This is a genomic window from Streptomyces sp. NPDC048664 (assembly GCF_040650555.1).
Lineage (GTDB): Bacteria > Actinomycetota > Actinomycetes > Streptomycetales > Streptomycetaceae > Streptomyces.
In genome coordinates, this window is sequence record NZ_JBEZHK010000073.1 from 1 (window position 1) to 1,272 (window position 1,272).

At 49.6% G+C, this 1,272-nt stretch carries 1 tRNA gene and 2 rRNA genes; all 3 read right to left on the reverse strand.

Annotated features, from left to right (window positions below):
• Nucleotides 1–226 (reverse strand): 23S ribosomal RNA (locus tag AB0C59_RS34820); the annotation flags it as partial.
• 234 nt (nucleotides 227–460) lie between these two features.
• Nucleotides 461–536, reverse strand: a tRNA-Glu gene (locus AB0C59_RS34825).
• Between the two features lie 139 nt (nucleotides 537–675).
• Nucleotides 676–1,272: ribosomal RNA gene (locus AB0C59_RS34830) — 16S ribosomal RNA — on the reverse strand; the annotation flags it as partial.

Here is a 1,272-nt window from a genome sequence, read left to right on the forward strand (position 1 = left end):
GGCGGGCCGAGCTGCCGGGTGAGCGTGGTGTCACCGCGAGTCGGCAGTTCAAGGACCGGTACATCCACGGGACATGATAGTGTGTCGAAACACACTGGGTTTCCCCATTCGGGTATCGCCGGTTATAACGGTTCATATCACCTTACCGACGCTTTTCGCAGATTAGCACGCCCTTCATCGCCTCTGACTGCCTAGGCATCCACCGTATACGCTTAGTCACTTAACCTCACAACCCGAAGATGTTTCCATCGTTCGTGCTGCAAACATTTGAGAGACTCTATGACAGGTTACTCTTCATCCCAGTACATCTACGGAGGGATAAATTTCAGCCGTCATGTTTCAATTTTCAGCTTGTTCCAGATTGTTAAAGAGCAATATCTTAAACATGACTCGCAAGTCATCTTTAAGATTTTTTCGGTTATCGCTAACCGGTGATAATGTCTTTCACTCATTATCGGAATGGCGTCCCCAAGGGGATTCGAACCCCTGTTACAGCCGTGAAAGGGCAGTGTCCTAGGCCTCTAGACGATGGGGACACGAAAATCCGATTAAACTGAATAACTTAATCGGTTCGTATCAGCATGAATGACTCATGGCATCAACAGGTAGCGCTTTGCTCGTTACTTTTCATCAGACAATCTGTGTGAGCACGCCACTCGAATCAATATCTTTAGGTAAGGAGGTGATCCAACCGCAGGTTCCCCTACGGTTACCTTGTTACGACTTCACCCCAGTCATGAATCACAAAGTGGTAAGCGCCCTCCCGAAGGTTAAGCTACCTACTTCTTTTGCAACCCACTCCCATGGTGTGACGGGCGGTGTGTACAAGGCCCGGGAACGTATTCACCGTAGCATTCTGATCTACGATTACTAGCGATTCCGACTTCATGGAGTCGAGTTGCAGACTCCAATCCGGACTACGACATACTTTATGAGGTCCGCTTGCTCTCGCGAGGTCGCTTCTCTTTGTATATGCCATTGTAGCACGTGTGTAGCCCTACTCGTAAGGGCCATGATGACTTGACGTCATCCCCACCTTCCTCCAGTTTATCACTGGCAGTCTCCTTTGAGTTCCCGGCCGAACCGCTGGCAACAAAGGATAAGGGTTGCGCTCGTTGCGGGACTTAACCCAACATTTCACAACACGAGCTGACGACAGCCATGCAGCACCTGTCTCAGAGTTCCCGAAGGCACCAAAGCATCTCTGCTAAGTTCTCTGGATGTCAAGAGTAGGTAAGGTTCTTCGCGTTGCATCGAATTAAACCACATGCT